The sequence below is a fragment of the Phyllobacterium zundukense genome, from assembly GCF_002764115.1.
Taxonomy (GTDB): domain Bacteria; phylum Pseudomonadota; class Alphaproteobacteria; order Rhizobiales; family Rhizobiaceae; genus Phyllobacterium; species Phyllobacterium zundukense.
On the sequence record NZ_CP017945.1, the window covers coordinates 65068 to 90688 of the forward strand.

At 56.5% G+C, this 25621-nt stretch carries 30 protein-coding genes and 1 pseudogene; 1 reads left to right on the forward strand and 30 read right to left on the reverse strand.

Going from position 1 to position 25621, the window contains the following annotated elements:
- Positions 1 to 25: 25 nt before the first annotated feature.
- The 4 genes from BLM14_RS30130 to flhA all read right to left on the reverse strand — a co-directional run bounded on the left by BLM14_RS30130 (position 26) and on the right by flhA (position 3938).
- The gene (locus BLM14_RS30130; protein ID WP_100003864.1) at positions 26 to 607 is read right to left on the reverse strand and encodes a rod-binding protein; all 582 of its coding nucleotides are present in this window, start codon (positions 605 to 607) and stop codon (positions 26 to 28) included.
- Positions 608 to 682: 75 nt separating this feature from the next.
- Positions 683 to 1087, reverse strand: a complete 405-nt coding sequence (locus BLM14_RS30135) for a hypothetical protein (RefSeq protein WP_100003744.1) — start codon at positions 1085 to 1087, stop codon at positions 683 to 685.
- Between the two features lie 3 nt (positions 1088 to 1090).
- On the reverse strand, positions 1091 to 1840 hold the full coding sequence (fliR, locus tag BLM14_RS30140; RefSeq protein WP_100003745.1) for a flagellar biosynthetic protein FliR: 750 nt from the start codon (positions 1838 to 1840) through the stop codon (positions 1091 to 1093).
- A 7-nt stretch (positions 1841 to 1847) separates the two neighbouring features.
- Positions 1848 to 3938: a flagellar biosynthesis protein FlhA gene (flhA, locus tag BLM14_RS30145; protein ID WP_100003746.1), complete on the reverse strand. Its 2091-nt coding sequence runs from the start codon at positions 3936 to 3938 to the stop codon at positions 1848 to 1850.
- A 125-nt stretch (positions 3939 to 4063) separates the two neighbouring features.
- Here flhA and BLM14_RS30150 point away from each other — a divergent pair, with 125 nt between their 5' ends.
- Positions 4064 to 4360, forward strand: a complete 297-nt coding sequence (locus BLM14_RS30150; protein WP_237143762.1) for a ribbon-helix-helix domain-containing protein — start codon at positions 4064 to 4066, stop codon at positions 4358 to 4360.
- Here the strand turns inward: BLM14_RS30150 and BLM14_RS30155 are convergent.
- The 26 genes and pseudogenes from BLM14_RS30155 to flgB form a co-directional block, all read right to left on the reverse strand.
- Positions 4311 to 4577, reverse strand: a complete 267-nt coding sequence (locus tag BLM14_RS30155; protein ID WP_100003747.1) for a flagellar biosynthetic protein FliQ — start codon at positions 4575 to 4577, stop codon at positions 4311 to 4313. The two genes, BLM14_RS30150 and BLM14_RS30155, sit on opposite strands and share 50 nt — an antisense overlap.
- Positions 4578 to 4579: 2 nt before the next feature.
- Positions 4580 to 4975, reverse strand: coding sequence for a flagellar hook assembly protein FlgD (flgD, locus tag BLM14_RS30160; RefSeq protein ID WP_100003748.1), 396 nt, complete (start codon positions 4973 to 4975; stop codon positions 4580 to 4582).
- Complete coding sequence (flbT, locus tag BLM14_RS31650) at positions 4972 to 5412, reverse strand: flagellar biosynthesis repressor FlbT (RefSeq protein ID WP_204252066.1); 441 nt, start codon at positions 5410 to 5412, stop codon at positions 4972 to 4974. Before flbT ends, flgD begins: the two co-directional genes overlap by 4 nt.
- A 6-nt stretch (positions 5413 to 5418) precedes the next feature.
- Positions 5419 to 5763 carry a flagellar biosynthesis regulator FlaF gene (gene flaF / locus BLM14_RS31655; protein WP_204252067.1) on the reverse strand — a complete coding sequence of 115 codons (345 nt, stop codon included), beginning with the start codon at positions 5761 to 5763 and terminating at the stop codon, positions 5419 to 5421.
- 47 nt (positions 5764 to 5810) lie between these two features.
- The gene (locus BLM14_RS30170) at positions 5811 to 6860 is read right to left on the reverse strand and encodes a flagellar hook-associated family protein (RefSeq protein WP_100003749.1); all 1050 of its coding nucleotides are present in this window, start codon (positions 6858 to 6860) and stop codon (positions 5811 to 5813) included.
- A 2-nt stretch (positions 6861 to 6862) separates the two neighbouring features.
- Positions 6863 to 8326 (reverse strand): flagellar hook-associated protein FlgK, encoded by a 1464-nt coding sequence (flgK, locus tag BLM14_RS30175; RefSeq protein ID WP_100003750.1) that lies wholly within the window; start codon positions 8324 to 8326, stop codon positions 6863 to 6865.
- 31 nt (positions 8327 to 8357) lie between these two features.
- A complete protein-coding gene (locus BLM14_RS30180; protein ID WP_100003751.1) occupies positions 8358 to 9620 on the reverse strand; it encodes a flagellar hook protein FlgE in 1263 nt (420 codons plus the stop codon).
- A 127-nt stretch (positions 9621 to 9747) separates the two neighbouring features.
- Positions 9748 to 10419 carry a flagellar transcriptional regulator FtcR gene (gene ftcR, locus BLM14_RS30185; RefSeq protein WP_100003752.1) on the reverse strand — a complete coding sequence of 224 codons (672 nt, stop codon included), beginning with the start codon at positions 10417 to 10419 and terminating at the stop codon, positions 9748 to 9750.
- Between the two features lie 237 nt (positions 10420 to 10656).
- Positions 10657 to 11247, reverse strand: coding sequence for a transglycosylase SLT domain-containing protein (locus tag BLM14_RS30190; RefSeq protein WP_100003753.1), 591 nt, complete (start codon positions 11245 to 11247; stop codon positions 10657 to 10659).
- A complete protein-coding gene (locus BLM14_RS30195) occupies positions 11180 to 12388 on the reverse strand; it encodes a flagellar hook-length control protein FliK (RefSeq protein ID WP_100003754.1) in 1209 nt (402 codons plus the stop codon). Before BLM14_RS30195 ends, BLM14_RS30190 begins: the two co-directional genes overlap by 68 nt.
- Complete coding sequence (locus BLM14_RS30200; RefSeq protein ID WP_100003755.1) at positions 12385 to 13590, reverse strand: chemotaxis protein MotC; 1206 nt, start codon at positions 13588 to 13590, stop codon at positions 12385 to 12387. The genes BLM14_RS30195 and BLM14_RS30200 overlap by 4 nt, the downstream gene beginning before the upstream one ends.
- Positions 13587 to 14834 (reverse strand): MotB family protein, encoded by a 1248-nt coding sequence (locus tag BLM14_RS30205; protein WP_100003756.1) that lies wholly within the window; start codon positions 14832 to 14834, stop codon positions 13587 to 13589. Before BLM14_RS30205 ends, BLM14_RS30200 begins: the two co-directional genes overlap by 4 nt.
- On the reverse strand, positions 14831 to 15490 hold the full coding sequence (locus tag BLM14_RS30210) for a hypothetical protein (RefSeq protein ID WP_100003757.1): 660 nt from the start codon (positions 15488 to 15490) through the stop codon (positions 14831 to 14833). Before BLM14_RS30210 ends, BLM14_RS30205 begins: the two co-directional genes overlap by 4 nt.
- On the reverse strand, positions 15490 to 17136 hold the full coding sequence (gene fliF, locus BLM14_RS30215; protein ID WP_100003758.1) for a flagellar basal-body MS-ring/collar protein FliF: 1647 nt from the start codon (positions 17134 to 17136) through the stop codon (positions 15490 to 15492). Before fliF ends, BLM14_RS30210 begins: the two co-directional genes overlap by 1 nt.
- Positions 17137 to 17279: 143 nt before the next feature.
- Complete coding sequence (locus tag BLM14_RS30220; RefSeq protein ID WP_100003759.1) at positions 17280 to 18080, reverse strand: flagellin N-terminal helical domain-containing protein; 801 nt, start codon at positions 18078 to 18080, stop codon at positions 17280 to 17282.
- 258 nt (positions 18081 to 18338) lie between these two features.
- Positions 18339 to 19222, reverse strand: a pseudogene (locus tag BLM14_RS30225) (flagellin N-terminal helical domain-containing protein).
- 159 nt (positions 19223 to 19381) lie between these two features.
- The gene (gene fliP, locus BLM14_RS30230; RefSeq protein ID WP_100003760.1) at positions 19382 to 20116 is read right to left on the reverse strand and encodes a flagellar type III secretion system pore protein FliP; all 735 of its coding nucleotides are present in this window, start codon (positions 20114 to 20116) and stop codon (positions 19382 to 19384) included.
- Complete coding sequence (locus BLM14_RS30235) at positions 20113 to 20601, reverse strand: flagellar basal body-associated FliL family protein (RefSeq protein WP_100003761.1); 489 nt, start codon at positions 20599 to 20601, stop codon at positions 20113 to 20115. Before BLM14_RS30235 ends, fliP begins: the two co-directional genes overlap by 4 nt.
- 14 nt (positions 20602 to 20615) lie before the next feature.
- Positions 20616 to 21329, reverse strand: coding sequence for a flagellar basal body L-ring protein FlgH (flgH, locus tag BLM14_RS30240; RefSeq protein WP_100003762.1), 714 nt, complete (start codon positions 21327 to 21329; stop codon positions 20616 to 20618).
- Entirely contained in the window at positions 21326 to 21859 is a 534-nt protein-coding gene (locus tag BLM14_RS30245; RefSeq protein WP_335672100.1) for a MotE family protein, read from the reverse strand. Before BLM14_RS30245 ends, flgH begins: the two co-directional genes overlap by 4 nt.
- Positions 21856 to 23082 (reverse strand): flagellar basal body P-ring protein FlgI, encoded by a 1227-nt coding sequence (locus tag BLM14_RS30250; RefSeq protein ID WP_100003763.1) that lies wholly within the window; start codon positions 23080 to 23082, stop codon positions 21856 to 21858. Before BLM14_RS30250 ends, BLM14_RS30245 begins: the two co-directional genes overlap by 4 nt.
- Complete coding sequence (flgA, locus tag BLM14_RS30255) at positions 23082 to 23561, reverse strand: flagellar basal body P-ring formation chaperone FlgA (RefSeq protein WP_418314295.1); 480 nt, start codon at positions 23559 to 23561, stop codon at positions 23082 to 23084. Before flgA ends, BLM14_RS30250 begins: the two co-directional genes overlap by 1 nt.
- 10 nt (positions 23562 to 23571) lie before the next feature.
- The gene (gene flgG, locus BLM14_RS30260; RefSeq protein ID WP_100003765.1) at positions 23572 to 24360 is read right to left on the reverse strand and encodes a flagellar basal-body rod protein FlgG; all 789 of its coding nucleotides are present in this window, start codon (positions 24358 to 24360) and stop codon (positions 23572 to 23574) included.
- Positions 24361 to 24369: 9 nt separating this feature from the next.
- On the reverse strand, positions 24370 to 24693 hold the full coding sequence (fliE, locus tag BLM14_RS30265; protein WP_100003766.1) for a flagellar hook-basal body complex protein FliE: 324 nt from the start codon (positions 24691 to 24693) through the stop codon (positions 24370 to 24372).
- Entirely contained in the window at positions 24693 to 25112 is a 420-nt protein-coding gene (gene flgC, locus BLM14_RS30270) for a flagellar basal body rod protein FlgC (RefSeq protein ID WP_100003767.1), read from the reverse strand. The genes fliE and flgC overlap by 1 nt, the downstream gene beginning before the upstream one ends.
- Before the next feature lie 4 nt (positions 25113 to 25116).
- On the reverse strand, positions 25117 to 25497 hold the full coding sequence (gene flgB, locus BLM14_RS30275) for a flagellar basal body rod protein FlgB (RefSeq protein ID WP_100003768.1): 381 nt from the start codon (positions 25495 to 25497) through the stop codon (positions 25117 to 25119).
- Positions 25498 to 25621 lie beyond the last annotated feature (124 nt).

The window sequence follows — 25621 nt, forward strand, 5'->3', positions numbered from 1 at the left end:
TCCATTTCCTCCAATCTTTTCGGCCTCAGCTCTGTCGGGTTTCTTCAACGTTTTCCGTTGTTTTTAATTGCTTATGAATCAGTTGCCGTTCGATCTGGTACAAAATGACGTTTGAATCGTGCTTCTGAAAATGGTTCTGGTCATTGAAAATTCCTGGCGTCGCAGCTTCGGATCCTGCCGCTTCCGATTTGGCTTTTTTTGCACTTTGCTGTTCCAGCATGCGTGCAACGCCGATGCCACCCGCATCGGTCATCTTGTTCGCAACGGCTTCCGCCATCATGGATTTCCAGTAGTCGCCGGCGATGCCCTGGCCGAACACTGCCTGATTGTCCCCTGTGAACATGGATTCAACAAAGGATTGCAGCATAAACGCTTCGAATTTCTTGAAGGCCGGATTCGGCGCCTCGGGCGCCTTGCCGGTACCGGAAGTATCGTTTGCCAGCCCCATCGGCTGCATGGATGCAAAATTGTCGCGAGACAGCTGCATCTGGGCAGCGACGCGTGCGGACGCAATACTGCGCAGTTTTTCCACAGAGGCCCGCAATGTATCGGGATCCGCCGCCATGGCAACATCCAGCACCAGGTCGGAAGGTGGACTAATGGCCATCGATTGCTGTCCCATCCTGTTTCATGACCTGCACTCTAATCGCCCAAACTTACGGGAGGCTTGAGCCTCACACCTTTAGATTGAATGTTTTGCGAGCAGATGACCGACATATTCATCCATTTCCATGGTCGCCTCGGCCCGAAGCTTCTCTCTTTCAAAGGACCCAAGGCGACCGTTCAATATATCGAGCGTCCGTGACACTTTCAGCAAATCCCGTGTTTCCCTGGCGATATGTCCAGACAACTGTCCCTGCAGCGTCTTGTTTGTCTCGAGGCGCTTCATGATAACATGCACTGGGACAAAAGTAGCGTTGTCCCCGAAGCGCTCATTCTGCATTTTGAATAGGGCGTTATTCTCGTCTTCTATGGTGGAAAACTGTGCACTGAGTCGCGACAGTTCCATCTCATGGCGGGCCTTGGCGAGTCTCTGCAACCTGATCATTCCAAGATAGGCGGTCCGGGATGCGGTACTCATCGTCATTGCTTAAAAGCTCCTGAGATAAGTGCCGGCCTCATTGGTAAAAAACCGCAGAAGGTCCGACATACTGAAATAGAGCAGCATCAACCCACCTGCCAGAACAAATGGCATCGAGATAAAGTAAACCGGAATGGCGGGCGTCAGCTTGTTGATCAATCCCACAGCAATATTGACCACGACGGCAAAGACAATGAAAGGAGCAGCGATGCGGACGGTGCTCAGGAATGCCTTTGACAGTGTGTCGGTAAGATTGACCATAGCGGTGTCTGGCTGGAAGATACCATCGACCGGGATTGCCGAATATGAGGAAAGCAGCGCTCGAAACACTTCGAGATGCAGATCCGTCACGAAAAAGAGGCACAGGGCAGACAGGGTAATAATACTGGCTATTGCAGCTTGTGGTTCGTCCGATTCAATTGGAGCTCCGGGCGAGCCGGAATAGCCGGTCGCCATGGCAATTGCATTGGCCATGAACTGCAATGCCCAGAAATAGAGACGAGCAAGGACGCCGATCAGGCCGCCAACGATCATCTCGATGACGATAAGCCGCATCAGCATGAGCGGTGGAGCTTTCGCAGCGGGAGCAACCTGTGCAAGTACCAGCGGGACGACCATCAGCGAACAGGCAAGAGCCAGGAAAAGCCGGACTTGCACCGGAATGCGCGGGCTCGATATTCCTGGCATGATCAGCAGGCAGGCACCGACACGCGCAAAAACCAGAAAGGCCGCGATGACCGTATCGCTCAACGCCGGCATGTAGGCATCACGAGATAGTTCCGAGGGAGCGGACTTCCACGCCCCGCGCGATCTCGACATGCGACAGAACCGACAGCGTCGCAAATAACCGCTCGATGATCATGCGTATGTAGGGCCGCGCCTCCGGCGACGCGACAAGAACGAAACGCTCGCCGGCGTCGAGATGCTTGCGGATCGCAACACTTGCCTCGGTGCCGAACTGTTCCAGCAGCCGCGGATCAATGTCGAATTCGGTAACCTCGCCCTTGGCATCGCGCTTGAGGCTCTGATGGAAGACCAGATCCCAGCGATTGCCAAGCCGCAATACTGAGAGAACACTATTGTCGGCCAGGTCGCCGCAAATCTGTTGTGCCATGCGCATGCGTACATGTTCGACAATCATTTCGGAGCGGCGGATATGCGGCGCAACTTCGGCAATAGCCTCAAGAATGAGGTTGAGATTGCGGATCGAAACCCGCTCCGAAAGCAGCAATTTGAGAACCGCCTGGAGACCCGAATAAGAGAGATGGGCGGGGCAGATATCATCGAGCAGTTTGCGGTATTCAGGCCCAAGCCGATCAAGGAGCGCACGCATGTCCTTGTAGGAAAGCAATTGCGCCAGATTGTTACGAACAATTTCACTGAGATGCGTCAGAAGCACCGAGAGATTGTCGACAGTCATGTAGTTGTCGCGCTTGAGTTCAGCGGCAAAGGTTTCCGGGACGGAATAGGCCTTCATGCCAAACGCCGGTTCCCTCACCTCTTCACCCGGGACGTGCGGCGGCGGGCGGTCACCGGGAATAACCAGGATTTCACCGACCCTGAGTTCATGCGAAGCAACCACGGTCCCATGGATCTTGATGCGGTAGGTCTTTGGCGGCAGCAGAAAATCGTCCGTTACCTTGATCTCCGGCACGACAAAACCGTACTCGACAGCGAACTTCTTGCGCATCTTGTTGACGCGGTGTGCCAGTTCCAGCTGTGATGCAAGAAGCCGCGTCGAAAGCTGCTTGCCGAGACAGAGTTCGATCTGGGCTGTCTCAAGCGAGGAGCGAACGGAGTTGCGGTCTTCCTCATCAGCAGTTTTCTGCTTCAGATCCAGTTCCGCCTGCGCGGCGGCAGCTACGCGCGCCAGCTTGCGCGGCACGGAAATGCCGATAGCCGTAAGGCCGATCGCCAGCACGAAAAATGGAAAGGCAGGCAGACCCGGCAAGACACCCAGTACGAACAATAGCAGGGCGGCGACAAACAGTGCCTTCGGGTAAGCGCCTAGCTGACCAAAGACAGCTTTGTCGGTGGAACCGCGCGTACCACCCTTCGAGACCAGGAGGCCCGCAGCAAGCGACACGATCAGCGCTGGAATCTGGGTGACGAGACCGTCGCCGACCGAGAGTTTGGTGAAGACGTCAGCCGCCTCGCTGACTTCCATGCCATGGCGGGTCACACCGATGATGATGCCGCCGAAGATATTAACGGCAGTGATGATGAGACCGGCAATCGCGTCGCCACGCACGAATTTCGAGGCACCGTCCATCGAACCGAAGAAGGCGCTTTCCTCTTCCAGTTCACGGCGCCGATGCTGCGCCTGCTTTTCATCAATCAGTCCCGATGAAAGATCTGCATCGATCGCCATCTGCTTGCCGGGAATGGCATCGAGCGTGAAGCGGGCTCCAACCTCGGCAATACGTGTCGCACCCTTTGTGATGACGAGAAAATTGACGATGATCAGGATGGCGAACACCACCAGACCGATGACAAAATCGCCGCCCATCACGAATTGCGAGAAGCCATGGATGACCTGTCCAGCCGCTGCATAGCCCTCGTCACCATGGGTGAGAATCACACGCGTCGTCGCAATGTTGAGCGACAGTCGCATCATCGTTGCAATCAGGAGCACAGTCGGGAACGCCGAAAAATCGAGCGGCCGCTGGATCCAGAGCGCCACCATCAGGATCAGTACGGACAAGGCAATCGAAAAGGCAAGACCGATATCGAGGATAACCGGGGAAACCGGCAGGAAGAGAACCGTGAGGATGATTACGATTCCGAGCGCCAGTCCGACATCGCTGCCGGTCAGGTAGCCCTTGTCACCCAATCGTTTTACTGCGGCCTGCTGCACGGTCTTCTCCTATTGTCGGGGAAACAATAGAAGCTGAAGCTTACGCGAAGCCAACGCGAGAGGATTGATACTGGAAAACGCAGCCTTATCGATATACTGCCGATATCAGATGTAGGAACAGGGCGATGCGTGCGCTAATCAACATAGATGAGCTTCAGATCCGCGAATTTGACCGGCTCGCAAAAGAAGAAAAGCAATCGCGGGCGGCATTGGTCCGTCAAGCGATCAATGACTTCCTGAAAAAGCAATCGGCTGAAAGAGCCGAGGATGCATTCGGTCTCTGGGGCAAGCGTAAAATCGATGGCCCGTCTACCAGGAGGCGGTTCGGAGCGAATGGTGAAGGCGTTTTTCCAGATCGAGCAATAGACTACTTCAAAAGCCCTTCTCAATCCGCGAATAAGTCAGCAAAGTCAGGGTGTTGATCTGCGAACCAACAAAGGGTGCCGTCAGGGCGAGAACCGCCAGAATGACCAGGATCTTCGGCACGAAGGTGAGCGTGACTTCCTGAATCTGGGTCAATGCCTGAAACAGTGCGATGCAGACGCCAACCAGCATCGCCGCTCCGACCGCTGGGCCGGAGGCGACAATTACGGCCCAGATGGCCTGATTGACGATATCGAGCGCATCCGCCTCATTCATGACTAGCTGACAACAATTCCCGCCGTGATTGGTAGTTTGGCACCACCCTTGAGCGTTGCGATCATTCCATCACTGTAGATGCGGACGGATTCGACTATACCGCTAATTGTGCCATCCGCACTGGTTACAGTTCGGCCGATAATGCCGTCAGCCTGTGACAGGGATGAACTCGCCAAGAGCTGGTCAAGCTTGGTGTTGGTCTGGATTGCCTGCTCGACACTGGAAAACTGCGCCAGCTGCGTGATCTGCTGTGTGGCGTCCATCGGCTTGGTCGGATCCTGGTTTTTCATTTCCGCAACCAGCAGCTTCAGAAATGCCTGATAGTCCACGCCCGGGCCGGTTGCCTTGGTCGTATCTGTCGTCGTGCTGGTGCTTCCAACTGGAGTAGTCGTGGTCATGCGCTTGCCTCCGGCCTGATGTTCTGGTCCGCTTGAGAAGGAATGATTGGCTCTGCATCGCCTGAAAGAATCTGCGCTTCCAGCGCATAGAGCAATCGGATGGCTTTGAGCGCTTCGAATACACGGTCGTTGCAAACCATTTCGTCGATCAGCTTCAACTCTTTCAACATCTGCTGATTTTCGAATGTTGCGAGGAGTGAAGCCAACATGCGCTTGAATGCAAGACTTGCTTCCTGCTTCACAGCGGGATCAACGAGCATGATTTGCGCAGCAAAATAGAGCTGGCGCAGAGGCGTTGTTGTTTCGTCCGCCTGGAGCACGTGGCTCTCGAGAAGGAACGTCACATCGTTCATGAACTCAAGAGAGACTTTCCGGTCGGCACGCAACACCGCCCCATTCACGTAAACTTTTTCTCCGGCACGCAGCGAAATCTTCATGGCGCTTCAGATCCCGTCACGAATGATTTTGGTGATGTCGATGATGCTGTCATAGTCCGTGGAGGTTTCCTGACGGATCGCCTCCAGCGCCTTGAGAATGAAAATTCCAATCGAAATCAACGATGCGCGCAGTTCTGGCGGCAGCCCATTTGCCGGGCTGCCAAGGTCTTCGATGACAATCATCCATAAACGGGACGTAAAATGAACGGCCTCGATACCTTTGTAGGAATAGCCGCCCTCGTTACGTGCTTCTTCCAGCATCATGATCGATTGATCGAACAATGAACGCTCGCGGTCTCTGGCGCTTTCAGAACCGTCGCTCATAATGTCGTCGTATCGGGCCTGGTACATGTGTCTTTCCGCGTGTTAACGGGCGCGATGGCTGCGTCCGTTACGATTTACTTCAGATAATTGAGCAAGCTTAGGCTTTGGATCTTCACAGTGAGTGCGTAGGACGCATCGATCTGGGTTCTCAATGCTTCAACCCGGTTTGCGGCCTCGTAGGGATCAACTGCCTCCAGATCAAGGACGGAGCTATTCAGCACATTGATCTGCACCGTGAGGCGGTCGGTTGCATCTTTGGTTCGACCCTGAGCATTGCCGAGAAAGGATTGCGCGCCGGCCAGCGAGGTCGTGGTTTGCATCGTTGTGGCAGCGGCCTTGTCGATCACCGCATCAAAAGCTGTCTGATTGAGGCCAATGTCGCCGAACTCAGCTATCATCGTGTAGCTCATGGCGAGTTGACGGAAGCCCGCATTATTGGCACTCACAGAGGTCTCCGCGAGTTCGGTCGGCGCGATCCGGCTCTTGACGAGCGTATCCGATGCCGATGAAAAATTGGTGGACCAGGAGCCTGCATCGAATTCGGCCGCGAAGGAGGTGTCGAGATAATCCTTCATGTCGGCAGCGGTAATGTTTGCCACCTGGGGATCGGTGGTTGGAAAACCGAAATAATCCTGGAACGACTGCAATACTGCCGCCCGTGCCGGATCGCCGGCGGCACCATAGTCGCCGAGCGGTTTCACGTCCGTGTTCTCGCCGGCAAAGATATACTCGCCATTATAGGTGGTGTTGACGAGGTCGGTCGCGGTTTGCAACAGACCTTTCGCCTGGTCGACAATAATCGCGCGCCCCGTGGCCGATCCGCGCATCGCCGTCACATCGCCGAGAAAGCCCTGCGATCCCTTGATGATGTTACTTAGGGCATTTTGTGAGGCCGTCATCCGCTCCGCAATCACCCCGTTGGTCTCGGTCAGGACCGTCAGGCGATCATGCTCCTTGCGCAGCGAGATCGATTGGCCGGTGCGGCTTCCGAGCGCCAAACCCGTATCGAAAACGAAACCTGTCGTGGCCTCTTTTTGTGCCCTGACCAACTCTGCCTGGGCTTTTGCCAGGATATTGCGGGTCGAATTGGCCAGCATGTAGGATGAAACGGACTGGGTTTTCATGTCTATCTCACCGCCTCCAGGAGTTCGTTCAACATGGCGTCAACAGCAGAGATGATCCGCGCCGACGCCTGGTAGGAATGTTCGAGATCAAGCAGCGACTGCATTTCCGTATCGATATTAACGCCGGTTGCGTTGGAAATTGCATCTTGAGCTCGCGATGCCATAACACCGTTATATTCGTTGGTCTGAGTAACGGATTTTCGCTTGGTTTCGAGTGAGCTGATCGTTGCTGCGGAAAAGTCCAGCAGGCTCGTGTTGTTGCCGGCTGCCGCATCTGGATCGTAGCTGCGTGGCGCCGCGATAGCACTAAGGAGATTTTGCAAGCGTGCTGAAAAGCCGGCCGAGCCGTCCGTGTTCTGCACATAATCTGCTCCAGCCGAGCCGCCGTCGCGCAGAAGCGCGGGATTACCGCCCTCGGTCAGAATGAAGGCGGATGACACTTTGATCGTGCCAGCGATTCCTGGAAGGATTGTTGCGTCCGCAGGCATTGCGGGAGCACCGGAATAGGTGAAGAGACCCGGCACTGTCGGCAGTGTTGCAGGCGTATTCTGATCCGTTTCAGCAAACATGCTGACGAGGCTGCGCGCAATTTCGTCCAGCTGGCTTTGATAGGCCGGCGCTATCTCGTCGCGCAATTGCAGCAGGCCGCTCAGCCGGCCGGTGCCGTAGGGCTGCTGGAACGTGCCGTGCGACAAAGGTACGCCGTCGACATAGACCTCGTTGCCGCTTGTGCCTGCACTGAAGGCGCTGGTCGCCGTGAAGCTGATGGTTCGGGGAGATCCTTCAAAAAGCGTCACGCCGGATTCCGCGAAGATCACCATGTCGTTATCGCCGCGCGTCAGCGTCGTGATGCCGATTTCACCGGAGATCTCTTTCAGTAGCCCATCGCGCTGGTCAAGATAATCCGAAACGTCGGCACCTGTCCGTGTGTTGATGATGCGATTGTTGACTGTCTCGAATTTAGCCAGAAGCGTGTTTAGATTCTTGACCGAGTCGCTGATTTCACTATCCGCATCCTGGCGCAGTTTCTGCGTTTCTTCCGTGCCCCTGTTCAGCGCGTTGGCCAGGTCAACTGCCTTTGACACAGCTGCCTCCCCAACAGATGTATTACCTGGTTGCGATGCGTAGAGCTGCAACGAATCGCGCAGGTCGCCAAGAAGCGCACTGGGGGAGCCTGATGCATCATTGGCAGAATAGATACCCGACAGCCGGTCAAGGCCGCTCTGGAGTGTATCCGAAGCACCGAGCTGGCTGTTGCTTTCGATATATTTGGACAGAAGCGCAGCGTCCGCAGAGCGGGTCATGGAAAGATACGTCGAACCATTCGGGCCGCTGACCACCGAACCTATACGCCGCGAAAAATTGGGATCGTTGGCACCTGCAATATTGCGGGATACCAACGCGGTCTGCTTCGATACGGTCGTAAGAGCACTCTGAGCGGTGAGGAGCGCCGAAGTTAGTGACATGCCCTTGGTCCAATCGCCATTAGAAGTTCAACTACCTTTTCAGATTGACCAGCACGTCCATCAAATCCGCACCGGTCTGGAAGACCTTCGAATTTGCCGTGTAGCTTCTCTGGGATTCGATCATTTCAGTCAATTCTTGTGCAATGTCGGCATTCGACTCTTCCAGCGCTCCGGAAGTCAGGCTGCCGAAACTGCCGGTGCCGGCAAAGCCGAGCTGAACATCGCCAGACTCTGCACTCGTCGAGAAAACATTCCCGGACAAGACAAGCAGATTGTCGGGGCTTGGAACGTCGGCGAGCGGAATCTTGTAGATCGCGCGCTGCGCACCGTTCTTGTACAAGGCAACCACAGTGCCATCGGCACTGATGTCAACACTTTCGATCGGACTCGGCGTATTGCCGTCGATATTCACTTCGATAGGTGTGTAATCACCTGCGAGCTGCTTGGTGGCCGACAGATCTATCTCAAGCGCCTGGCCGTTCGGAACGGTGACGGAGAGCGATTTGTCGACCGATGTGAGTTTGCCCGTTACCCCATCAAACGTGTAGTTTTCCGTTGTGAGCGGAGCAACCGGCGTATAGGGGAAACCGCCAGCCGCCGAAGCGTTTGCATGGTCGTAAACGGCAGCTTCCCAGGTATTGGCAGCGGTCTTGGTGAAGTACACGTCGAGAACGACGACATTGCCAAGATTGTCAAATGTCTGGATCGATGTCTTGGCTGTATACTGAGCCGATGCAGTTGTGTTCGTGGGAGGCCGGTCCGCTGCTGCGATGATTGTGGCACCAGCAGGAAGGTTGGCGGTGAACGTGCCTACCCGGCTCGGATCAGCAATCAGATCGTTCTGCGAGATATTGACCTTCTCAAGCCCCTGGAAACCGTTTGTGACCGAATTCACCTGGCCGTTCACAATCGGGTAGCCCATCAGGTAATAACCCGCGGTGTTAACGAGGTTGCCCGCGGCATCCGGTACGAATGATCCGGCGCGGGTCAGGTAGGGCGTGCCCTCGGCGTTGCCGACGACGAAGAAGCCTTTGCCCTTCAAGGCAAGATCCGTTGTGGAGGTCGTGAAGCGGAGAGAACCGTCATCGGAGATGTGATGGCGAACAACCGTTTCGACGCCGCCCGAATTGTAGGCGCCGGCCGAGCTTGGCAGGACAAGCGAGGCGAACTGGGTGCTGGCACGCTTGTAGCCGGTCGTGCTGGAGTTGGCGATGTTGTCGGCCACGGTCGACAGCCGGTTGGCTTGGGCATTCATGCCCGATACACCGGTTCGCATCATTCCATAGAGGCTCATTTCCGTCTCCTTGACACCGTGATTCCGTTCAGAATCGTTAGCGCCCGATACTTGCGCGAAGCTGACGTTGGTTGTGAAAGAATTCTCAGTTCTGATCGTCCGCCAAGGGCGGAAAATCCCTCGACGATCAGTCGAGGTTGATGCAGTAGCCAAGGAAGCGCTTTGAATCGATCGGGTCATGTCCGAGCTGCTCGCGCAACTTCTTGCGCAGCTTGCTGATATGACTTTCGACGACGCTTTCCTCGACGTCACTGTCGAAAATGCCGTAGATCGCGCTGAATATCTGAGCCTTGTTAAGGCGACGGCCGCGGTTGGCAATCAGATATTCCAGTATGCGGCGTTCGCGGCGTGGCAGGGAGAAATCAACACCGTTGATCTGCGGATCGCGGCCATCGGAAAAGACCCGGATGGGACCGATCTGCGTTCCAGCATCGCCATTGCCATAACGGCGGCGAATGGCATTGATGCGCGCAAGGATTTCACGCACGTGCATCGGCTTGCGAACGACATCATCGACACCGGCCTGGAAAAGTTCCAGCGTATGCTCCAGTGATTGTGTCTCGTTTACGGCAATAACCGGCGCCGAGCAGCGCTCACGAATTTTGTGTGGAAACTGGCTGCGATTGGCACATTCCCCTATGAGAAATGCCTCGACTGCCATAATGTCGCTCTGCTGAACGGTGGCGACCCAATCGCCAAAATCGTCCGGAGCAAAACCTGTTGTTGTTATGCCCTCACGGGCGAACCACGCCGAATACCCACTCGTCACCAGACTTCGTTCGTCGACGACTACGATCACTGCCCCACCTTCCGAATCAATATGATGCCCCAAGCAACACACAACTAGCGGGGCGAATGACTCGGCGACAATCCCCAATAAATTGCACCTAATTTATTGGGAGTCCTAAATAATTTGGGGGATATCAATTTTGGGGAGCAAGCGCACGTTTCAAGCGGCTGGAGTATTATTGCTTTGAGCCTAACAAATGATGAGCGTTCGAGCAAATTCACGTTTTATTACCAAGTATTAACACGATCACTTATCGCAAAACATCCGCGCCTTTTGCGTCCAGTTTCCAAAGCCCGTGGCCACCATGTTTTCCATTACCCGGCAAACATATTGCTTCTGTGCCGGATCGTTGTTTGGCCCGGCGTGATAGCGCGCCACAGCCATGGTCCAGCTCCCTTCGCGCTTGCGGAGCTGCTTCAGGAATCGCGCGGCGTAATCCACATTGGTTGCGGGGTCCAACATTGCACTTACCGAGGAGAAAGCGCTGGCGTGAAAATAGTGATTGATCTGCATGCATCCGAGGTCAATCAGCTTTGCTCCCTGTGAATGTACCTCGTTGAATTTGACCACCGCGGCGGCAGCGGATGGCATGAATACAGCCCTGCCCTCGATGTTCATCGCATATGGCTGGAGCGAATCCTTATGGCCGGTCTCGGTCAGACCAACCGCATAGAGAATGCCTGTCGGAATATCGTATTTTGTCGAGGCACGATGCATTTCTCGTTCGCAGAGATTTTCCGCAGAAGCGGGCTGGGTTGCAAGGAAAGCGCTAAACAACCAGACCGCGAGAAGAGCGATTTTCCACTTCGGCTTTTGCAGATACTTCCTCGCGATCATCCGGTTTGACTTCTCCAAAAGGCTGCTGGCTGGTTGAGCGCTCGCCCGGTGTTCCTTGAAAACCGGAATGTGCCTGCCCGCTCGCCTGTTGCTCCTGCCCGGTCAAACTCTGCTGTCCCGTCTGCGCGTTCGAGGAGGCACTGGAGCGATCGATAACCGAAATGGTGACCGAGGAAGCATCATCCGCGACGCCCGCTCGCTGCAGGGCTTTGCCAAGTGCGTCGTGGTCGAGATGTTCCGCCATCTCCTTGTTTTCAGCCATGAGCTGGATATGCATGCCTTCGGGAGTAAGGCGCATACGGGCGGTAACCGTTCCGAGTTCGATTGGCTGCAACTGGATCACCAGGGTCTTTGTAGCTCCACCAGCACGCTCGGAAAGGACCAGGACGCCGGTGACATGGGGGCGGGCAGTCTGCACTGGCGGCCCGTTACTTGGCGCCGTTGCACCCAGTTTTGCTTCCGCCTGTACCGATAGAGAAGACGTAGAAGTTGCCGCGTCTGCAACTGGCGACGAGGGCTTCTCAACTGCGACCTTGGTCACTGCCTTGTTTTTTGGGGCTTCGGCGGATGGAACGCTTTGTTCCACGACTGGTTTCGATTCCGGGTCCTGTTTGATCGGTGCCTGACCGGTTTGTGCAACCGAGGCGCCAAATTCCACAGTCATTTTTGCTGTCCGTACCGATTGCCGTTCAGTCTTCTCGTCCGGCGCGGATGCCGGGTGGTGCTGTTCGCTCTCAAGACCGGTCGGCGCACCGATTTCGACAGATGCCGCGACTGTGTCACCCTCCGGCAGTACCTTGGGCTCGCTGGCAGGTTGCTTCTGATCGCCGTTTTCCCTTCGCTGCCGCTCAAGCAGTTGTTCGAAGGCAAGAATCGCCTGCCCGAACGCGTCCGAGGGAGCTGAGGCGGGAATATCCTTGTCCTTGTCCGACTCAACAGCGTCTCCAGACTCTTCTTCCAGCGTCGTATCGTCTTTGTCGAGCTTCAGCTTTGGCGCTGCGGCCTTCACCATGGACTTGAAATCCGTGGGGGTATCCTTTCCCCTCGCCGACTTTTGATCAGGCGTGTGATCGTCTTTGCCCTTGTCACGGACAAGCGCATCAAACCGCGATCTGAGAGGCATATCAGCTCCAATGGTCATTTTCTGGCCTTCCCGAGAAGCGCATCAATGGCGTCGAGTTTCTTTCGTGTCTCATCGATCATGGGATCCGCCTGCTCAACTGGCATCGGATCGACCCTGGCAGGTGTCCCGGCGGATACAGGATCGCTTTTGACTGCGGCCTTTTGCGGCGTATCCAGCCCCGGTATCGGCTGGGCGAGGATTCTTCCGGCCATTGCCGTTGCTGCTTCCAGCAGTTTTATATCGCGATCGTGCAGGCGCTCTTTCGGCAACTTCGAAAGCATGAATTTGGCGTCACCGGTTTTATCCGAACCGACATTGCTGATCGCCAGATAAAGCTTGGCCTGCGTGTCGTCCGCTTTGAGCGCAACTGCCAGCGCGTCAGCACGTTCCGACGCAAAACGCGCACGTTGCAGATCTCCGCTCACGATTGCACCCCGGGCAATGCGTAGATAAAATGGCAACCGGGCTCCCGGCCAGGCGAGGGACGCGATCTCCTCGATCTCCTCATTGCTGATCTTGCCCTTTATCTCCATCAATGCATCGACAAGCTGACGGAAGAAATCCTCGGAATAAGGAGAAAGAGCAAAGCGCTGCAAATAGTTGCGTGCAAGCAACCTTACCTTGTCCTTGTCACCGAGACGCGCCGCAATCATCAATCCGCGTCGCAGCGCTGCCTCTTCGAGCAGCGTCCCCGGTACAGTGAGGCGAATGTAGTCCAGCCGCTTGAGTGCTGTTTGTGCATCAATGGCAGCGAACTGTGTTGCGGTTACCAGGTAAATCGACGCGATAAGTTCGCTTGGTACATCGGCAGGCAGCTGTTCAGTAAAATTTTCGACGACGCGAACGGAATCACCATCGGCATAGGCCAATGATCCTGCAATCAGCTTTGGGCTGATCCGGTCCAGCTTGGCCGAAGTCAGAATGTTCCGCACAACCTGCGGATTGCCGCCGTTGAGCAGGTAGACGAAAATAGCGTAGGCATTGGCCGGCTTTTGCCAGACCTCGGGCTTGGCTGACGCAAGCTGATCGGCAATATGGCCAAGGACGCGGTTCAGCATCGGCAGCGCCTCCGGCTTTCCGGATGCCACCTGGTCCTGCAGCATGCGCATGGACCGTACCAGAAGATAGGGCTCCGGCGATGGCATATCGGCCCGCGCCGTCGCCAGCGGAAGGCTGATAAACCCGAAAAATAACCACCGGATATATCGCCGTGTCATCATCTGGAAGCCGTCTTGAGGAAGATGTCGATACGTCTGTTTTGAGCCGCATAAGGATCGGCCGGAATCTTGGGATCACGGTCGGCATAGCCTTCCACACGCAGGATACGCTTGGCGTCAAGTCCGCCCCGGGTCAGCATGTAATAGGCCATGTGCGCCCGCGCGGAAGACAGGCGCCAGTTGTCATAGGTCTCGCTCTTGAATGGCCGAGCATCCGTATGGCCACTGATGATCACATCACCCTTGCGGGTCGCAATGATCTTGGCGATCTCGTCAAGCACCTGCACGACACGCTTGTCGGGCTTGGCGGATCCAATGGCGAACATGCCGTAGTCGACCTTGTCGGTGAGCTGGATCATAACACCATCTTCGGTGGGTACTACCGTGATGTCGGGTGCCTTTTCTTCGTTGGCAGCACCGGTTTTCTTGGAGATTTCCGCAGCAAGCTCGCGCGCTGAAGCCATCTGCGCTGCGTCCGGCTTTGCATCCTTTTCCGCCGATGTCTTTTTGTCCGCAGACTTGGCATCCTCCGCCGCAGCGGCTTTCGTTTCAGCCATGGGCTCGCCAGCGGTTATCCGTTTCTCCAGGGCCGCCTGTTGCGCTTGAGCTTCAGCATTGCCTCCTTCACCCGCTTGCTGCTTGGTCGTCTGGTCCTGCGAGGGAGGTGCAACGGCTGGACTTGCCGTCAGCGGGAAAATCTCGTCCTCGACATGTGTGGACCAATAATTCGGATTGAAAGGATCGCGATAGGCATCACCACCCTCGGCCCCGGTCGAGGGACCAGCCTGACTGGAACCGCCATCACCTTTCGCCGACCTGTTTTGCAGGACACCGGAATCCGTGGCGATTTCAGCGAGCACTGCATAGGGGTCCTTGAAGATTTGCCGTTCTTCCTTTTCCGGCACAGGCTCCATCTGCTTTTCGTTGCGCGCGCTCTTCGTCTCAGGGTCAGTTGATTCCGGGCTTTCGAAACGAACCTTGCCTTCCTCGTTTTCTGTTTCCTCGATGCCCTTCGGCCGCGACTGCCGATCCATCAACTTGACCGGGTTGAAATAGCTGGCAACGGCCGCTTTCGTTTCCTCGTTCGCCGCATTGATGAGCCACATGACGAGAAAGAACGCCATCATGGCGGTCATGAAGTCGGCATAGGCGATTTTCCAGACACCGCCGTGGTGCCCTTCCTCGCCGTCGCCGCGGCCACGGCGGACGATGACGATCTCGCGGTGCGTTTCGGGGTCGATGTTCATCGGTTTAGATCCTTCAACGCGTCGATCAGTCGGCCCAGCCGCGTCTCGACCACCGCGTCATCCAGTTTCAACGACAGTTCCGCTTGCTGCGCTTCGGTGAAAGTGAAGCGTATCGAGTCGATCTCCGGCTGTTTGCGCAACGCCTCGAGTAGATGCCGGGGGCCACTCACATCAACAGCCGTGCCTTCAAGCCCCTTGGTCAGCCGCCCCACTTCGCTGACAAAACCGGCGATTGCCCGCTCCCGCAGACTCTCTTCGACCAATGGGGCCAGGACCGCTGCGAGGGAACCAGAAAGTTCGGCCGCCATGGCAGCCAGACCATCGCTGATCTGCGCTGCCATGCGGGCACCGGTCTGCTCCAGAAACTGGGCATCCGCTGCGGCCAGCTGTTCCTGGAATTCGCGCTCAAGTCGAATTTTCTCGGCCTCGAACAGTACGGCAGCCTCCGATTGCCCCGACTCGCGTCCCGCTGCAAAGGCCTCCTTGACCTTCAACTCGTAGTCGATGATATCGACAATATCTTCCAACGGCTCGATCGGCTCCTCAGGGGGATCGGTCCGTTCCTTACCCGCACTGGTGAAAACCGTGACGCGGTCCGCTGGCACGTGTTTTGGCGTGAAGTCCGTCAGCATGCTGGCAATGGATCGTGCGGCCATCACGCTGCCTCGTGGACCCATTGTTTCAGGATCGCCGCCACACGCTCCTCATCCATGTCGATCATCTGTTCCAGGCGATTCTGAGCCGGAACACGCATGCGCCGTCTGAGCTCGCTGAGATCGTCATAGGGCAGGCTGTGCTCCATACGGGCGGGCGGCACGGCAGGAAGACTGGTCGCGCTGGCTAGGTTCTGGATTGTGACGTCCGATCCTGCAGCGATCTGCGGCACCTCCTGAGGCTTGCCCATTTCACGCATCAGTGGACGAACGCCGAACCAGATGACCAGCACGACCGCTCCGATCAGCGCAGCCGCGTTGACGAAGCTGCCAGCCTGACGGACGATCATTTCCGACACGGGCGTTGCGGTCGGCTGCATTTGTTCGTCATCGGCTTCCATGAAGTTGACTGCCGTCACGTTGATGACGTCGCCCCGTTTCTGATCGAGCCCGGCAGCTGTCGCCACGAGTTCCGTGATCTTGGCGATCTGCTGCTCGACAAATTTATCCGGTACGGGTGTAACACCGGCGGTTGCCAGCAGCCGCGCCTGATCAATGACCACAGCAATCGACAGGCGCTTGATCTGATAGCTGTCACTCGTTGTGGAGACTGTCTTCGAATTGAGCTCGTAATTGGTCAGTTCTTCGCGCTTGTCGGTCTTTTCCGTCGAGCTGTCGCCGTTCTTGCTCGCGATCTCTTCCTGCGGGATGTTCTGTTCGACACCCGTTGCATTGTCACTGGTCGAGTTTTTCGAGTCGCCGCTCTCGCGCACCACCCGCACCGATCGTTCCACGCGCGATTCCGGATCGAACACGGTTTCATTGGTCTGGCGCCGGTCGGTATCAAGTGCAACCTGCACGCTGGTCTGGAAATGGCCAACACCAAGATAGGGGGCAAGAGCTTTGCGGATATTGTCGTCCACGGACGCCGAGACATTTTGCTCGAGCGTCGCCGACATCACCGCGCCGGCATTCGTGCCGTCATCCTTGGAAGCGAGAAGGCGGCCATAGGTGTCGAGGATGGTGACCTCGGTAGCGCTCAGCTGCGGGACCGCGGCAGCAACGAGCTGGCGGATCGACTGGGCGGATTCCATCGCAAAATCGCCTTCCGTGCGAATGACGACCGACGCCGATGGTGCCTGATCGCCCCGGCGGAAACTGCCTTTCTCGGGCAGAACAATGTGAACACGCGCGGCCTTGATGCCACGAATGGCCTGGATCGTCCGGGCGATCTCGCCTTCGAGGGCACGAACGCGGGTAATTTCCTGCATGAACGATGTGAGGCCCAGCGAGCCCATGTTGTCGAAGAGCTCGTAGCCGGCATTGTTGCTTGTTGGAAGTCCCTTTTCCGCCAGGTACATGCGCGCCTGATCAGCCTTGCCGAATGGCACGAGAACTGAAGTACCATCCGACTTGACGTCGAATGGGATGCCCGCTTCGCCGAGCGCCATGCCCATGCGATTAATGTCATCACGGCTAAGGCCAACGTATAGCGTCTCGTATTGAGGGCGATTGAGATAGAAGCTCGAAACGAGGATGGCGCTGAACAATGTGACGCCGATGATACCAAGGGCAATGAGCCGCCGCGCGCCGAGCTTTTTCAGGGCTGCCGAAAGCTGCTCGAATGTTTGTCTTACGTTCTTTTCCATCAATTCCCACCACGATCCGTAATGGAACCATAGAGGACGAAGCTTGCGCGAAGTTAGAGCGCCGCAAGCAGCTGGCGTGACGGAACGAAAAAGGGCCACGCGCGAAGCGTGGCCCGAATTTGAATCCCGAAGGATCTAAATTATTAGCCGCGGAACAGCGACAGGATGCTCTGATTGCTGGAGTTAGCAATCGAGAGGCCCTGAACACCGAGCTGCTGCTGTACCTGAAGAGCCGACAAACGAGCCGATTCTGCATTCATGTCAGCATCGACGAGGACACCAACGCCACGGTCGATGGCATCGATCAGCTTACTGTTGAAAGCAGTCTGCGACTCGATACGGCTTGCCTTGGAACCGAGCGTAGCAGCGGCTGCACGCATGGCAATGATCGTGGTTTCCGCAGCCATTGCCGTCGCTGGTGCTGTCGTGAAGGCGGCTTCGAGGTCATACTTGGCAACTGCCATGGTGTTGAGGGCAGCTGTACCACCGCCGGCAGCGGAGGTGTAACCGGTCGTGATCGTAACGGCAGTGCCGGCTGTCGACAGAAGGTTCTTGCCTTCGATCGAAGCAGACTTTGCAATGTCAACGATCTGCGCGCTCAGTTCTGCAACGTCAGCATTAACAATCGCGTTATCAACGCCGGGGCTGTTAAGCGTAGCAAGCTTCGCCTGGATTTGCTCGGCGATTTTGATCGACTCTTCGAGACCGGTAACAGCGGTGTCAACGACTGCCTTACCAACGCCGAGCGCTTCCTGCGCAGCGGAGATTGTCTTGCTCTGCGACTGCATGCCAACCGAGATCGACCAATAAGCAGCGTTGTCCGATGCTGTATTGACCTTGCGGCCGGTGGAGATACGGTCCTGCGTTGTTGCCAGATTTGCGTTGGTCTGCTTCAACGTCTGGAGAGCCGTCATTGCAGACGTGTTTGTAAGAATACTAGCCATTTTGAGAGAGTCCCTAATGAGATACTTTGATGGGACATACCGGGTTTTCACCGGTCTGACGGGGCGGCATGATGCCTGTTGTCTCAACGACAACCCGTCACGGTTGTGATGAGTACGACTAAAGTATTACTGTTTTAATAACAAGGGGCTTCGCTTTTTATGTGATGCAAAATTTGAACTACGGCTCGGTGGCACAAATCAAAAAAAGGGCCACGCTCGCGCGTGGCCCAATTCACATTGGATTGATATTGACGCTGGTTAGTTGCGGAACAGCGCCAGAATATTCTGGGCGTTGGAATTAGCGATCGACAAAGCCTGCACACCGAGTTGCTGTTGAACTTGGAGAGCCGACAAACGCGCAGATTCTGCATTCATGTCCGCATCGATCATAGCGCCCACGCCCCGGTCGATCGCATCGCTCAGCTTGGAGATAAAGCTCGTCTGAAGGGTGATGGTGTTTTTGGCAGCTCCGAGAATGGCAGCGCCCGTAGAAAGCTTCGCAAGAGCGGTTTCGACCGATTCAATTGCTGTCATGACTGCGGCGTCGTCGAGCCGGGTGGTGCTGGAGTCAAAAAACGTTGTAGCAAGAAGGCCGCCGACGATGCCTCCGGTCCCGGCGACGTCCAAGATCTGGGTATCGGCCGCTGCAACGTTAATCGTATCTATGGTTACCGTTGTACCAACGCGGTTATAGGATGCGGTCACTTTTAGATCAGAGGTGGCAGTCCCGTCGTTCTGCAGCAGATTCGAACCGGCATAATTGGCATTTGTCACGGCCGACTTAATAATGTTCTGGTAGGCCTTGATCTCCGTCTGGAGTTTCTGTTGATCCTCCAGGCTGGCACCTTTGGCGGCTACCAGTTTCTTTTTGATTTCGTCCACGGCATCCTTGACGACGTTAATAGCTGTATACGCAGTATCAACCTTGCCTGTCCCAAGCCCAAGCGCATCCGTAACCGCCGATAGAGCTTTGTTGTCTGATTGCATTGTGGTCGAGATCGACCAATAGGCAGCATTATCCGAAGCTTCAGAAACGCGCAGGCCGGTTGAGATACGGTCTGGGTCGTAGCGAGCTTCTTGTTGGTGGCTGTAAGTGTCTGAAGCGCGGTCATTGCCGACGCATTGGTCAAAATACTGGACATGAAATAATCCCTTGAAAAATATGGCAGGGACATACCGGATCGGCCGGTATAACGGAGCGGCCTCATGCCTAGCGCCTTAAATATCGCGACCCGTTATACGCCGATGTTAAATCGACACGTACTCAACTTTCAATTCGACTTAGGATGTAGGGTTTTGTGCTAAGAATACGAGCGTATCAAGCTTCCGACCAGAATATTCCAGCCATCGATCAGCACAAAAAACAGGATCTTGAATGGCAGTGACAAGACCGTTGGCGGCAGCATCATCATACCCATGGACATGGTGAGGGTCGCGACGATCAGATCGATCACCAGAAAGGGCAGGACGATCAGAAAGCCGATCTCGAAGCCGCGGCGCAGTTCGGAAATCATGAAGGCCGGAACAAGAATGCGCATGTCAACCACTTCATTGGCCTTGGTGCGAAAGGATTCATCCGCCAGATCCTCGAACAGACGCAAATCCTTGTCGCGCACCTGCCGCAGCATGAATTCGCGAAATGGCGTCATGATCTCGTTGATCGCAACGTCCTGCGTGATCTGATTGTTGACGAGCGGCTGAACACCATTTTGCCAGGCCCGGTCGAAGACGGGCGCCATCACATAGAATGTCATGAACAGGGCGAGGCTGATCATGACCAGATTGGCCGGTGTGGTCTGAAGACCAAGTCCTGCACGCAACATAGAAAAAGCGATGGCGAAGCGCGTAAAACTCGTCACCATGATCAACAGGCCCGGCGCTATCGAAAGAACCGTGAGCACCGCCAGCATCTGGATGATCTGGCCGCTGGTCGAGGCGCTTCCCGGCGGGATCAAACCTTCGAGCAAGGAGGTTTGTGCCAAGGCCGTACCGCTGAAGGCAAGAAACAGCGCGGGTGTCAGAAGACGTCGTTTCATTCCATCACCAGCGCCCAGATGTACACTTTCTCGATCTTGCCTTCGGAGCGCATGACCGCCCTCTCCTGGAGATCCATCCTCAGATATTCAAGCCCGGCCGGACCACGCAGCTGCATCAGGTTAACTGTCTTCAGGAAAGCCATGAAATCGCCGCCGATCATCGCAGCAAGATCATCCGATATTTTTTCGCCGGGCCGTGCAACGACGCCGGCTTCCAGCCTGATCCACACGTCCTGCGGCAACTTTATATTGGTGAGGATCGGCTTGAGCGGTACGACGCTTCCCGAAGGCATTTCTTCGCCCGGTTTTTTCCTGGGAGCCTCCACCGAGGCTGTGCCGCCGCCATGCGTGGTCAGGCCCAGCTGACCACCAAGGAACCATCCACCGCCCGCAGCGACGAGGGTTAGCATCGCCACGACGGCGATCAAGGCCACGGTGGACGGGCCTTTCGGCTGCGATGGTGTGTCTTCGGCAAGGCTGCTCATCTTCCTCGCCTCTCTTAGAACGGTGCAACGGTGTCGAGGACCTGCTGCCCCCACGGCGGTTGCTGCACCTCGCTCTGGCGTCCACGCCCGCCATAGGAAATGCGCGCCTCCGCGATCTTTTCGTACGAAATCGTATTGTAACCGGAAATATCCCGAGGCCGCACAACGCCTGCAACATTAAGAATACGTAATTCGTTGTTGACGCGGACCTCCTGCGATCCCTGGATGATCAGATTGCCGTTCGGCAGGATGTTGGTGACGATCGCCGCAACCCGCAGATCGATCTTCTCGGATCGCTCGATCTTGCCCTCGCCCTTGGAACTGCTGTCCGAATTCAGATCCAGATTGCCAGCAATATCACCGCCCGAAATTCCGCTGCCGCTGATATCAGCCGTCGCGCCATAGACCTGCGATGAAACACGCGACCGGTTGGACTTGTTGTCGAATTTTGCCTCTTCGTCGATCCTGATGACAACGGTGAGCACGTCGCCCGGATTGCTCGCGCGCGGGTCGCGGAAAAAACTGACCTGCTGGGCAGGCCACAGCGAATACTTCTGCGGCCGGGGCTGCGTCGGATAATAGGCCGGGTCCGAAACACTGAAGGAGTATCCGACACCGGCACCGACCGGCGACATAGCCGGCGCACGATTCAGATCGCGAAAATTGTCTGCGCATCCCGAGAGAGCGAGAACACTGACAAGGACCATCGAGGGTGCCGCTTTTTTCATTGGGCGGTTCTTTCTGTTGCTGGAACGACACGTGATCCCACAATGACCCGGGCAAGCCGGGACGATTTCTCGGCGGGCATCTCGTTCAAGATGACGCTGGATACGCGTGGATTGAGCTTCAGCAACAGCGCCGCCGCAGCCTCGTCGCCGAGCAACGCCATCTGTGCCGCGGCAGCGTCCGGACGCATTTTGGAAATGATGCCGACAAGCGAATCCTCGGCCTTGTCCATGAATTCATCACGTCGCTTCAGCCAGACCTCGTATTCCTTGCGCTTGGCATCAAGCTGCTCGATGCGGCTGTCGATATCCGCACGAAGCTGTGCGAGTTCGCGCGTCTGCATGGCATAGCGTGCGTCCGTCGCCTTGTCGGTGATGTTGGTGCAATAACGATCGATTTCCTGACCTGTCTCATCCTTGGGCGTTGCTTCCTGCGTAAGCCCATAGGCGATCGGGAAAAGCAGCGCCGAGTTGAAGGCGAAGACGGCGCAACTCACTCTGATGACCTTCTTCATGCGTATTGCCGTGCTCATTGGACCACCAGTTCCGCATGCAGGGCGCCCGCTGTCTTGATGCCTTGCAGGATGGCAATGATACCTTGCGGCTTCACGCCGATCTGGTTCAGGCCCTTGACGAGATTCTCGAGATCCGTTCCGCCGAGGAGGCCGATGTTCGACGTTTGCGTGGCCTCGATTGCCGTGTTCGGCTCGACCGCTGTGACGCCATCTGAAAAGGGCTCAGGCTGAACGATCGTCGGCGTTTCAGTCACGCGGACCGACAGGCTGCCATGACTGATCGCCACCCGCGAGATCCGCACCTTCTCGCCGATGACAACTGTCCCGGTGCGCTCATCGACAACGACCCGCGCCACTTCATCTGTCACCACCGGCAAGCCCTCGATTTCGGCAAGAAAGCGTGTCGCAGAAATGTTCTTTGGCTTGCGCAGCCGGATCGACTTGGAGTCGCGTTCCTTGGCCACCGGCTGGTTGTAGCGCCGCTTGGCAAAGGCATTGATCGTGTCGGTAATGCGCACTGCGGTGGTGAAATCGGGTTCCCGCAGCTCGACGACAAGTTCATCCTGACCAAAATTTCCGGTCACTTCCTTTTCAACGAGCGCTCCGTTCGGAATGCGGCCGCTTGTGGGAACACCCTGCGTCAGGGTGGAGGCATCGCCTGATGCGGTGAAGCCGGAGACGATCATATTGCCCTGCGCCACCGCGTAGGTCTGCCCATCCGCAGCCGCCAGCGGCGTCATGACCAGAGTTCCACCCGCCAATGATGTCGCATCACCCAGCGAGGAAACAGTGATATCGATGCGGGAGCCGCGTCCGGCGAAGGGCGGCAGATTGGCGGTGACGATCACCGCCGCAACATTCTTCACACGAGAAGCGCCTGGCGGCGGACTGATGCCAAGATTGTCCAGCATGGCGCGCAAGGACTGTTCGGTGAAGGGCGCGCTCCGCAGACTGTCGCCCGTCCCATTGAGACCAATGACAAGACCGTACCCAACCAGCTGGTTTTCACGGACGCCCTGTATGTTGGCGATGTCCTTCAGGCGTGCGATCGCTCCGCCTTCCCCCAAGGGCGACGCGGCACCACCCCACCGTCCGTCATCGGCCTCCCGCTCAGCCTTTCGCCAGGCAGCCTGCGCTTCAGCAGGCGTGCGAAAATCCTTGGCATTGGGAGACGATTCGGCTGCGTGGACGACGGCCGTTCCCGCAAGAAACATCAGACAAAGGGCAGCGGCAAGACGCATCATTGCATCCCGACCTGGATGCTACCGTCGGCCAGGACTGTGCCTGATACAATGATGCCGCTGTCGATATTTCGTACCTTGACGAAATCGCCGGAACGTCCAGGTTCCATCGGTATGCCCTTGGCGGTGATGACCAGCGCTCCCGTGTTGTACACCAGCGCTACAGGCACACCGCGCTGGATCAGGTTAGGCTCGTTAACCGCCGTGACTAGAATCGGCTGTCCCGGCAAGAGCGTTCTGCGCGCGACCTTGCCGACGAGTTGTTCAGCGGACATGACGTATTGACCTGCCGCACTCGCCTTGATGGTGAAGAACTTTTCCTGAAGTCCCGCATTGCCAATGGTCTGGCCAGGATAAATAATCTGCGACGGAACGAGGAAAGCTATCCGGTCTGCATGGGCGGCAAATGCAAAGGGTAGCATGCATATGGCAAGCGCCAATATGCGGATGATCGTCTTACCCCGGTATGTTGCCGCCATCATCAAATCCTTAGCGCAGGTTCTTCGAAACGACGGCGGCCATTTCGTCGGCGGCCTGAATAACCTTGGAATTCATTTCATAGGCCCGCTGGGCCGTGATCAGATCGGTTATTTCCTTGACCGGATCGACGTTGGAGCTCTCGAGATAACCTTGCTTCAAGGTCCCAAAACCGGGATCGCCGGGGACACCCACAACGGCATCGCCGGAGGCATCGGTCTGGCGGAAGAGATTGTCCCCGAGCGGTTCCAGGCCAGCCTCATTGGCAAAATTGGCAATTTGCAGCTGGCCAAGATTCAAGAGCTGGGTCTGATCCGACATTTTGGCAAAGACCTGGCCACTTTCAGTGATCTTGACTTCGATCGCGTCGGTTGGGACGACAATATTTGGCTCGACGAGGTTGCCGTCCAGCGTCACCAATTGCCCCGTGCCGTTAGTGTTGAACGCACCGGCGCGGCTGTAGAGAGTGTCTCCCGCCGCATTCTGGATCTGAAACCAGCCGCGGCCGACCAAGGCCACGTCGAACGGGTTGCCCGTCTGATTGAGCGCGCCCTGAATGTGCAGGTTGCGCACGGCTGCCGTCTGTACGCCAAGTCCGACCATCGCCCCTTCCGGAATGACACTCTGGTTCGCTGCGTTCGGCACGCCTGCGGTGCGCTCCGCCTGATACAGAAGATCCGAGAACTCGGCCTTGGCGCGCTTGTAACCGGTCGTGTTGATATTGGCGATGTTGTTGGCAATCACTTCCAGATTGAGCTGCTGGGCGTTCATGCCGGTGGCAGCGATGGTGAGCGCTTTCATTGAGATTCCTTAAATCGGCATGCGACTGATTTCGAGGTAGGCCTGAACGATCTTGTCACGGATGGCGATTGCCGTTTGCAGCGATTGCTCCGCATCCATGACCGCATTGACCACGTCGCGGGTCGGCACATCGCCCGTCATGCTCTTCATCGAAACCGCTTCGGCACTTTCAAGCTTGCCGCTGACCGATCCCGCCAGCTGCGACAGGACATTGTCAAAGGAGGGCTGACCGGTGGCAGCAGCCGGCGAGGCTGCAGCGGTACCCTGGTTTACGGTCTCCGACAGCTTCGAAAGGGCGTTGCGGGTGGAAACACTGAGAAGTTGGTCTATCATCAGGAATTCCTCAAAAGATCGACAGTCATCGCAATCAGTTCGCGTGCTTGCTTGACCACCTGGAGATTGGCTTCATAGGAGCGATTGGCTTCACGCATGTCCGCCATTTCGACGACCATGTTGACATTGGGATATTTCACATAGCCCCTGGCATCCGCTGCCGGATGGCTCGGGTCATACTGTTCGGTAAAGTCGGAGATATCCTTGCCAACTTCCGCAATCCGCACGGTTTCAACGCCGGTGCTGCGATCAAGCTCGGTAGCAAAGGACACGGTCTTGCGGCGGTAAGGATCGCTGCCCGCCGTCTTGCCGGTCGACTGGGCGTTGGCAAGGTTTTCCGACACGATGCGCAAACGCGTCGATTGCGCAGAGAGACCGGAGGCTGCAACCTTGAGGGCGGCTTGTAGCGGATCGGACATGCCCTTAGCCCTTCACAGCTGACAGCATCATGCGGTGAAACGCCTTCACGATGCTGGTGTTGAGCGCAAACTGGCGATTGATCTCGCCGGATTTCACCATTTCCGCTTCGAGGCTGACCGTGTTCTTCGAATGATTCTGTTCGGTCACGGCATCCTTGCGCAGAGCAGTTGCCGCAATGCCGGAGGCGTCGATTTCGAGATGTTTCGGATTGGTTGCTGCCATGGTCAGCTGTGTCTGTTCCAGCACGTCCTTGAACGGCTCGACGTCGCGTGCCTTGAAAGCCGGCGTATTGGCGTTGGCCACATTTCCCGAGACTGCTGCCTGTCTCACCGAAAGCCACTCAGCCTGACGCGACGCCAGATCGAACAGATGGATTCCCTGCATGTCTTTCCTCGCACGTCTGACCCGATTAATCTGGCCTTAACCTATGCCGTCAAACTTGCGTGAGACTTGCGGCGTGATCAGCTTCCGAACTTATGTCCAGAACGAGAGTCATTTGCCCGCCGGC